General features: G+C 45.1%; 7 protein-coding genes and 2 pseudogenes. 8 read left to right on the top strand and 1 reads right to left on the bottom strand.

All coding sequences use genetic code 11. The features are described 5' to 3' along the window. The 7 genes from AZ66_RS23105 to AZ66_RS23080 form a co-directional block, all read left to right on the top strand. On the top strand, positions 1 to 515 hold a 515-nt coding region (locus AZ66_RS23105), incomplete at its 5' end, for a response regulator transcription factor (protein WP_044357011.1). After that, positions 512 to 1,597 carry a sensor histidine kinase gene (locus tag AZ66_RS23100; protein ID WP_021261820.1) on the top strand — a complete coding sequence of 362 codons (1,086 nt, stop codon included), beginning with the start codon at positions 512 to 514 and terminating at the stop codon, positions 1,595 to 1,597. The genes AZ66_RS23105 and AZ66_RS23100, both read left to right, overlap by 4 nt. A 210-nt stretch (positions 1,598 to 1,807) precedes the next feature. Next, on the top strand, positions 1,808 to 2,587 hold the full coding sequence (locus tag AZ66_RS23095) for an ABC transporter ATP-binding protein (RefSeq protein WP_021261819.1): 780 nt from the start codon (positions 1,808 to 1,810) through the stop codon (positions 2,585 to 2,587). Beyond that, on the top strand, positions 2,559 to 3,305 hold the full coding sequence (locus AZ66_RS32995; protein WP_231587004.1) for an FtsX-like permease family protein: 747 nt from the start codon (positions 2,559 to 2,561) through the stop codon (positions 3,303 to 3,305). Before AZ66_RS23095 ends, AZ66_RS32995 begins: the two co-directional genes overlap by 29 nt. 53 nt (positions 3,306 to 3,358) lie before the next feature. Continuing rightward, positions 3,359 to 4,552, top strand: coding sequence for a hypothetical protein (locus AZ66_RS32990; protein ID WP_231587003.1), 1,194 nt, complete (start codon positions 3,359 to 3,361; stop codon positions 4,550 to 4,552). A 153-nt stretch (positions 4,553 to 4,705) separates the two neighbouring features. Then, a complete protein-coding gene (locus tag AZ66_RS23085) occupies positions 4,706 to 5,446 on the top strand; it encodes a hypothetical protein (RefSeq protein ID WP_044357010.1) in 741 nt (246 codons plus the stop codon). A gap of 272 nt (positions 5,447 to 5,718) precedes the next feature. Next, entirely contained in the window at positions 5,719 to 7,128 is a 1,410-nt protein-coding gene (locus AZ66_RS23080) for an alpha-L-fucosidase (RefSeq protein ID WP_044357008.1), read from the top strand. 154 nt (positions 7,129 to 7,282) lie between these two features. Here the strand turns inward: AZ66_RS23080 and AZ66_RS23075 are convergent. Beyond that, positions 7,283 to 8,061, bottom strand: a pseudogene (locus AZ66_RS23075) (Crp/Fnr family transcriptional regulator). Between the two features lie 349 nt (positions 8,062 to 8,410). On the opposite strand from AZ66_RS23075, the pseudogene AZ66_RS23070 reads away from it, so the two are divergent. Further along, positions 8,411 to 9,085 (top strand): annotated as a pseudogene (locus AZ66_RS23070) (aldehyde dehydrogenase family protein); the annotation flags it as partial.

The following is a 9,085-nucleotide window of genomic DNA, read 5'->3' as shown; positions in this document are numbered from 1 at the left end:
CGACAATTACCGCAAGTGAGACGAATGTACCCATCATATTCGTCTCAGCACGTACGGGAGAAATGGATCAAGTAATGGCGATTGAAAATGGCGGCGATGACTTTATTACGAAGCCATTCCATCTCGACGTCCTTCTAGCCAAAGTAAAAGGAGTTCTGCGCCGAACCTACGGGGAATACGCAGCTAATGGTGGGGGCAATGGTGAAGAGTTGATTGTCCAAGGCTTGACACTGCACCGGGCGAAGAACACCCTTGAATGGTCAGGTAAGCGTGTGGACTTGACGAAGAATGAGGCGCTTCTCGTTGCTTGCCTTATGGAACGGATTGGCTATATCGTATCTCGCGAGACATTGCTGGAGACGTTATGGGATGATGTGGACTTCGTCGATGATAATACGCTAACCGTGAATGTTACCCGCGTTCGCAAGAAGATGGAGGAGATCGGAATTGCGAAGGCAATAGAGACAGTGCGCGGCCAAGGGTATCGCATGTCAGCTACATGGGTGAATGAATGAAGCCGGGAATGACCTTTCTCCAATATGTAAGAGACCGAACTGTTATTATCTTAACGTGCTTCTTAGCGATAGCGATTGCTCTGCTTGTTGTGTGGCTAGATCTTAGCATTGGGCAGCGATTTGCTGCGAAGGAAAGTCTCATCTATATCTTCATACTTGCTGTATTCATTCTCATGATTGGTTTAGTCTATGATTATACGAATCAACGGCGTTGGTACAAGGAAATGTACAATGCGGAGACGAATGCAAGTGATAGTGACTTCACGCTTTGTTTACAGCATCCAAGCACATTAGAGCAGAGACGTATGCATGCGCTTCTATCACGTCAATATCGTTCATTCATGAACGAACTGCTTACGATGCGGAAAGATCGAGAGAAGCATGTTCACTTCACGAACCAATGGGTTCATCATATGAAGACTCCGGTGTCTGTTATTCATTTGCTTACACAGCAGCCAGTATATGAGCTTGATCAGTCGCAACTTGAGTCGCTGCTGCGGAGTGTGAGTGAAGAGGCTGATCGTCTTACGAGAGGTCTGGACATGATGCTGAGTACGGCACGACTGGACAAGTTCGAGCTGGATCTTCATGTTGGAGGATTGAATCTAAAGCAGGTCATCCGGCAGGTTGTGAATGAGAATAAAAAATCGCTGATTAAGCATAAAATTTTTCCGAAGATTGAAGCCGATGATGTGATTGTCGATAGTGATGAGAAATGGTTGAACTTTGTCTTAACACAGCTTGTAACGAACTCGATTAAATATATGAGGGACAAAGAGGGCTCCAAATCGTTGACGTTCAAGGTGGAGCGAGAAGGTGATTCGATACTCCTGCATGTTCAAGACGAAGGAATTGGTATTGCCCCTGAGGATTTGCCTCGTGTATTTGATGCATTCTTTACCGGTCAGAATGGCCGTAAGGAAGGGGATGCAACCGGTATGGGGCTCTACTTGGTTAGACAAGTATGCGCCAAGCTGGGACACACAATCAGTATTGCATCGAAGCTGAATGAAGGCACGACAGTAACGATGAAGTTCGAGACCAGAGCCATGCACCATCAGTTGCTGGATCGATTGCACTAAGTACATGACCCAATGAACAAGCGCTTACCCTGAAGCCCTTTTCCATGAGGAAGAGGGCTATTGTTATAGGATCAGGCGAATGTGACAACTTTGTAAGGTGGTAGAGGGGATTGAAAGCCAATTCGATGTTGGCAGGAAGAATGGAAAGGGTATACTGTGTGTATACATGAGGATTCTGGAGCGTAAGCAAGGAGGAAGGGGCGGACACCTATGCCTGTATTAGAAGCTAAGCAATTATCCAAAGTATATGGAACACGAGGAAACATGACCTATACGGCTCTTCAAGATATCAATCTAACGATCGATGAAGGGGAATTTGTCGGGATTATGGGGCCATCAGGCAGTGGCAAGACGACACTGTTGAACATATTAGCTACGATAGACAAGCAAACCTCTGGAGATGTGTTTATTAACGGGACGGATCCGGCGAAGCTGAGCAATCGCAAGCTGGCCTATTTTCGAAGAAGAGAACTCGGTTATGTCTTCCAAGACTTCAACCTGCTGGATACGTTAAGTATTCGGGAGAATATTATATTGCCGCTTGCTCTTGACGGCATCTCGGCTAGAGAGATTGAGCGCAGACTGTTAGAAACGGCGGGCTGGCTTGGCATTGATCATATATTGGATAAGCGTACTTATGAAGTTTCAGGTGGTCAGAAGCAGCGTACGGCAATTGCACGCGCTGTCATACATCAGCCATCTCTGCTTCTCGCGGATGAGCTTACAGGCAACTTGGATTCCAAGGCTGCGAAGGATGTTATGACTGCGCTCGAAGATTTGAATGAGCGATCGAATCGTACTATATTAATGGTCACGCATGATGCTTTTGCAGCGAGTTATTGCAAACGAATCTTATTTATTAAGGACGGCAGATTGTTCTCCGAACTGCGACGTGGTGCCAATCGACAGATTTTCTTCCAACACATCTTAGATTCGCTAAGCTTGTTAGGGGGGAACTTCGATGACATTCCGACAGCTCGCTACAAGTAATATTAAGGGGAATTGGCATCGATACAGCGCTTATTTTTTGAGCAGTGTATTCGCGGTAATGATTTTCTTTATGTATGCGGCATTTATTTACCATCCTGACGTAGTTAATGGACAAGTGCCAGGTGGACATCGAATTCGAGAAGTGATGATGATGTGCGAGTATTTAATCATCATCTTCTCTTTTTTCTTTACGTTATACTCGAGCTCTGCATTTTTGAAATCCAGACAACAGGAATTCGGCTTGCTTACTCTGTTCGGAATGACCAAACTTCAGTTACGAAGACTCGTATTTTATGAGAACATGATTATTTCCATCCTAGCCATTGCAGTAGGAATGGGAATTGGCGCCTTTATGACGAAGCTGTTTTTGATGGCTTTATCTCACATATTGGCTGTTGATACTCCGATTACTTTTTATATTGTTCCGAAAGCAGTTCTATTAACATCAGCAGGGTACTTGATTTTGTTTACATGTATTACCTTGTATTCATTAAGAAAAGTAGGGCGCAGCCAAATTGTTGAGCTCATACGGGCGCATAAAGAGCCGAAATCACCACCTAAATTCTCATGGGTGCTCGTCATTCTCGCTGTATTATCGCTAGCGCTGGGATATAGTCTGGCTTATGTTACAACTATACAGTTGTTCGGCCTAACCGCGTTGCCGATATTAGGATTCACGGTGCTGGGCACCTATTTCTTTATACGCAGTTCAGTGTAGCCATTATCCGCATACTGCAGCGAAATAAGCGCGTCTATTATCGAAGAACCAATTTGCTGAATATCTCGCAAGCAGCATTCAAGCTGAAGGATAATGCGCGTGTGCTGTTCAATGTATCCATCTTGTGCGCAGTAGTGTTGACAGCAACCGCAAGCTTTTATGCGTTCGATCAGACGATGAAGCGGCAGCAGTTGAATGATATGCCGCAAAGCTACGTCATCACCTGGACGAAGGACAGACAGCAGCCGATCAAACCGGATATGATAAAGGCTTGGGGCGACAGCACAAAGAACGAGATAGAACAAGATGCTGCCTTCAGATATGTTGAAGTGTATTACATGCAAGCTGAATTGTCAGAGAATTATGGAGCAATGGTTAGTGTGTCTGATTATAATCGGATCATTGCGATGGAGGGGGGACAACCCCTATCCCTTATGAACAATGAGATGGTTCTTGTTCTTCGTGAGCCCCTAAATATGGATGAACCAAGTGATTCGAAACTATATTTGGGATATCCAGGGCCTGTAACGATCATGATTCGTGATACGTCTGCAAAGGTATCGGGGCATATTCGTGATACGTCTGCAAAGGTATCGGGGCATATTCGGGAAAAGACCACAAGAAATGTAATCAATTCAGGTACAGGCGTTTACAATGTTTTAGTCGTTAGCGATGATTTGTTTGCCCCTTTTTTCGATAAGGCGCCAGCTGAACGAGCTCGATATGGACATGCATTCAATTGGTCGGATTGGGAGTATTCATTGGCCTTAGACAAAAAGATCCGGGAGCACGTGTCGTTTAACGAAGAGGAAGATGACAGTATCAGAATCTCAAGCAGGGTGTATGATTGGAGCAGCACGAACCAAGTGTCCTCTCTAGGGATGTTCATCGGATTGTTTATTAGTTTGTTATTTTTTATCGCGAGCGGAAGTGTCATCTACTTCAAGTTATTCACCGAACTGCAGGATGATCAGGCATATTTCAAGGGGTTAACGCGTATTGGCTTGTCGATTGCGGAGATACGTCGTGTTGTTACGTTCCAAGTAGGGCTTATCTTCTTTGCACCATGCATGGTAGGGAGCGTTCATACATTGTTCGCCTTGAAGACACTGAGCAACCTGGTCAATTCGAACATGATGGGGTATGCATTGACAGTCGTGAGCATGTTCGTTGTGATGCAGGCGCTCTTCTTCTTCGCTGCACGAAAAACCTATATGAGGAAAATATTAGAGGAAGTAGTTGTATAAATAAGGGCTAACTCTCATATTTATGTCGATCGATTTGTGATTCGATCGGATTTTGTTACGGGATTGATACGATTTCTTGCTCATCTTATTGCATAATAGACTAAGAAACTTGTATGCTTATAGGTAGAGAAGGCAAGAAAGTGAGTTGACGTAATGAAAAGACGATGGCTACGCATTCGCAACTACGCCGAACACTCCAAAGTTCTTGTTGTACTGATGTTGTTGATATGCATAATCACTGCTTGCTCCAAGACAACTGAGCAGGAGCAGCAGGCAGAAGAGCAATCTAGTCCGGCTTCGAAGGTGACTGTTACAATCGAGGGCGGTTCCTATATACCGAACTTGTCAGAACGCATTGAAATTGATTGGAAGTCAGGCATGACCGTTACCGATTCCTTGAAGCAGACAGGAATTGTGAAGATCTCTGAAGAGGATGGTGCGATCATGTCCGTCGGAGATGTTGCCCTGGATACGAAGATGGGATGGGGCATCGTGGTCAATGATGAAGAACTCAGGCAGCCTACAGCGATGAAGAAGATCGTTGGCCCAGGTGATACGGTTGTTGTGTTTGTAAAGCGAATGGATGTCAAGACGAATTCCCTGCCTACTGCAGGACTGACATTGAGTATCGACGGAGGCACTACGATCCCAGAAATGACCAATACCTATGTGGTCAGCTGGAAAGAGAATATGAATGTTAACGATCTAATTGATGAGTTTGCACAAATCTCCTTGTCAGATGACGGCAAGCAAGTGCTGCACATCGGTCAGCGGAAAATGGAAAAAACGATAGACTTTGCATTAAAGGTAAATGGGAAGAAGATGACGGTGGGCGAGGGACGGAAGCTTGTTCTGCAGCCAGATGACCAGATTGAATTCATCATCACTCCATAAAGGATGCATATCCATACAGTCCTCAATGTGAGCGCGGGACGCGCGTCACATGTTGGGGGCTTTTTTGCGTTGAGATGCATGATGTGCAGGATCCTTGACAAAGACATCATTTATAGAATTTTCCGCTCGTTTATTCATTTTCCCCGTAAATTTCTTGTGTCCTTGTTTTTGTATTGCAGATTGAGAGCGGTTTCTGGTTAACTAGAAATAGATATTTTTGTTAGTACAATGGTTCTATTTCATCAATGAACAGACAGAGGAGGATAAGTGAGATGAGTGAAACCATTCAGCAACAGGTAGAACAACGTGAGGATGAGCAGATCGTTCAGCAAGGGGTACATAACTTTAGTGCGGAAGACGAATGGGTGAAGCCAGATCGCCCTGAGTTGCTCGAACAGCTGGAATGGTTCAAGGATCAGAAGCTGGGCTTAATGATGCATTGGGGAACCTATTCCCAGCTCGGTATCGTAGAGTCGTGGGCACTTAGTGATGTCGATGAAGAGTGGTCGCGAGATAGTGTGGATTGGGATTATGATGCCGAAGAGCTGAAGCAGCAATACTTCGATCTAAATAAGACATTTAATCCGCTGCGCTTCCAGCCGGAATTATGGGCGGATCTTGCTGCTGAAGGCGGCTTCAAGTATTTGATTTTTACTACGAAGCATCATGATGGTTTTTGCATGTGGGACACCAAAACAACAGACTATCGGATAACGGGTGAACAGACGCCATTCCATACCCATAAATACGCAGATGTATGCAGGCATCTTTTTGATGCTTTCCGTGACAGGGGATTGGCGATTGCAGCCTATTTCTCTAAGGCAGATTGGCATACACCAACCTATTGGGCGCCAGGGATGGAGCGAAGCAACCCAACGTGGCGGGGACCGTCCTATAATCCGCAGGAGTATCCTGAATTGTGGGAGCAATTCGTTCAGTTTACTCATGAACAGATCATGGAGCTGTTAACAGACTACGGACGTATCGATGTGTTGTGGTTGGATGCTGGTTGGGTATGCAAGGAGAGCCGCGTATCTCAGGATATTCGTCTCGGAGAAGTCGTGGAGAAAGCTAGAGGGAAGCAGCCATGGCTGCTATCTGCCGACCGTACGGTTGGAGGGCCATATGAGAATATTATTACGCCGGAACAGACGATTCCAAGTGAAGCGATGAATGTACCATGGGAAAGCTGTATTACGATGGGAACATCCTTCTCCTTCCGTTTTGAGGACAAGTACAAGACAACCCGGCAGCTTGTTCATATTCTGATGGAGGTAGTCGCCAAGGGAGGAAATCTGGCTCTGAATGTTGGGCCACAGCCGGATGGTCGGATTCCTGAGGGTGCGATTGCTCGCATCAAGGAGCTTGGCGCGTGGATGGGCACCTATGGGGAAGCCGTCTATGGAACTCGCATCTGCGCTCCTTACTTTACACAGCGCTGCGCCTTTACACGCAAGGACGATACGGTATATTGCACGTATTTATATCCGTCTGAGGATACTTGTGTTAACGATAACATCATTCTTCCGTATACAGAAAAGGTAACGGCTATTCATTTGATAGGGACAGATGAGAAGCTTCAGTTCCACTCTGACGAAGCAGGATTGCATGTAAAGCTGCCCGCACATGAAGTAGGGGACAAGGCACCAATTGCACATGTGTTCCGTCTCACAGCCAATTAAGTGCATTAGAAGATCGATGAGGAAAGGACAGTGGATAGGGAGTAGAATGGACATGTTCCTTATTCATGTCGGGAAACCGTTAGCAGTACCTTATCTGTAGAGGTAAAAAGCAGTAATGCCCTCATGCCATGAACTTGCATGAGGGCGTTTTGTATTAGATGCGGCAAATTTCATTCGGGCACATTTCACAATGACACACTTCCCGAAGGTGCTCTAATTCGCGAATGACAATCATGCCATTCTCATATTCAATAACATCGCGTTTGCGAAGATCGCTTAGCATACGATTGACGCTCTCACGAGTAGCGCCGATCATATTCGATAGATCGGTATGTGTAATTTTTTGTTAATCAGGAGACCGCCGTCTTCTAATTCTTCACCGTAAGTATTGGACAATCTGATGAGAGTGGAGCATAGCGCGCCAGGTTTACCATACATCATTAGATCGCGGAACTTGGTCTGAGTCAGGCGGTGATGGATCCCCATCCACTTCATGAAATCAATTGAGAAGTCGCAGTGCTGGCAGATGAGAATCTCAATATCCTTCTGCTCAATGAGCAACACCTCAGCTTCTTCAAGGACTTCCGCTGTGAAAGTGTGCTTTGTGCTATGGAATGGATCAACTTGGCCGACCAAATCCCCAGCTTGATACATGTACAGAATTAGCTCTTTGCCTTCATCCGTAGACTTTGTGATTTTTACACGTCCGCTCTTTAGGAGGAACAGCTTATCAGATAGATCTCCTTCCCAGAAGAGATGAGAGTTGTCAGGATAGGTACGTTCTTTACCGATATTAATTAATCGTTCTACATTCTGTTCTGAGAAACAAGAGGTATTGCAGGGCTCTCCAAATTTTTCGGTGATGTTAGTCACTCTGTTCCCCTCCAATTTACATATTTCAAATTTTAGTAATTTTGACCCAAAGAATTCCATGTGACAAGTTTCACTATATGAATACGTATTACTATCATGGATGTTCCGCACGCAGTTGTCAATTTATTTACGATTAAAATTATTTACAGTTTGGTTAATTCGAGTGATTAATATCACGCCAATCAAATAAAATCGGGGAGAAATAAAAAAATAAGCAAAATTAATCAATGTTGTGAAAATAATCACATACCAATGAACGAAGAATGGATACAATGAAAGTGTGAAATGATTCACAAACAATTGTAACCAACACGAACCTCAGAAAAGGACCGTAACAGAACAGCACACCGTATAAAGAAACCCTTTCTTAGGTTCATTGGCAAGGTATCCATGAATGGAGGCGGAGAGAATGGCGACAAAACAAGAAACGAAACCAACTGTAGAGAAAAAAACGGAGCAAGTCGATGTTACGAAGCACATTCAGCAACTGATTGACCGCGCAAATAAGGCGCAGGAAGCATTTATGGACATGAACCAAGAGCAGATCGATAAAGTCGTACAGCAAATGGCACTCGCTGGCTTGGATAAGCATATGATGCTTGCCAAGATGGCTGTTGAAGAAACGGGCCGCGGTGTGTATGAAGATAAAATTACGAAAAATATTTTCGCAACTGAATATATCCACAACTATATCAAGTATGACAAAACAGTAGGTGTCATCGAGGACAATCCGCAGGGTGCTTATATGAAGATTGCGGAACCGGTTGGAATTGTCATGGGGATTACGCCAGTAACGAACCCAACCTCAACAACCATGTTCAAGGCGCTCATCGCGATAAAGACACGCAACCCGATTATTTTCGGCTTCCATCCATCCGCTCAGAAATGCAGCGCGGAAGCAGCTCGCATCCTGCATGAGGCAGCTGTGAAATATGGTGCTCCTGAGCATTGTATCCAATGGATTGAGTATCCGTCGATGGATGCGACTAACGGCTTGATGAACCACCCTGATGTGGCGCTCATCCTGGCAACGAGGCGGTGCTGGTATGGTTCGCTCCGCTTATGCTGCGGCAAGCCTGCCCTA

The organism is Paenibacillus sp. E194 (assembly GCF_000935845.1).
Taxonomy (GTDB): domain Bacteria; phylum Bacillota; class Bacilli; order Paenibacillales; family Paenibacillaceae; genus Paenibacillus_B; species Paenibacillus_B alvei_B.
The sequence above is the reverse complement of the archived record's forward strand: the minus strand, read 5'-3'. Positions and strand labels throughout refer to the sequence as shown.

What these genes read in the sequence shown, in the direction of transcription:
- AZ66_RS23085 (WP_044357010.1), top strand. Translation starts at nt 4,706, where the DNA reads ATGAAAAGACGATGGCTACGCATTCGCAACTACGCCGAACACTCCAAA.
- AZ66_RS32995 (WP_231587004.1), top strand. Translation starts at nt 2,559, where the DNA reads ATGACATTCCGACAGCTCGCTACAAGTAATATTAAGGGGAATTGGCAT.
- AZ66_RS23100 (WP_021261820.1), top strand. Translation starts at nt 512, where the DNA reads ATGAAGCCGGGAATGACCTTTCTCCAATATGTAAGAGACCGAACTGTT.
- AZ66_RS23080 (WP_044357008.1), top strand. Translation starts at nt 5,719, where the DNA reads ATGAGTGAAACCATTCAGCAACAGGTAGAACAACGTGAGGATGAGCAG.
- AZ66_RS23095 (WP_021261819.1), top strand. Translation starts at nt 1,808, where the DNA reads ATGCCTGTATTAGAAGCTAAGCAATTATCCAAAGTATATGGAACACGA.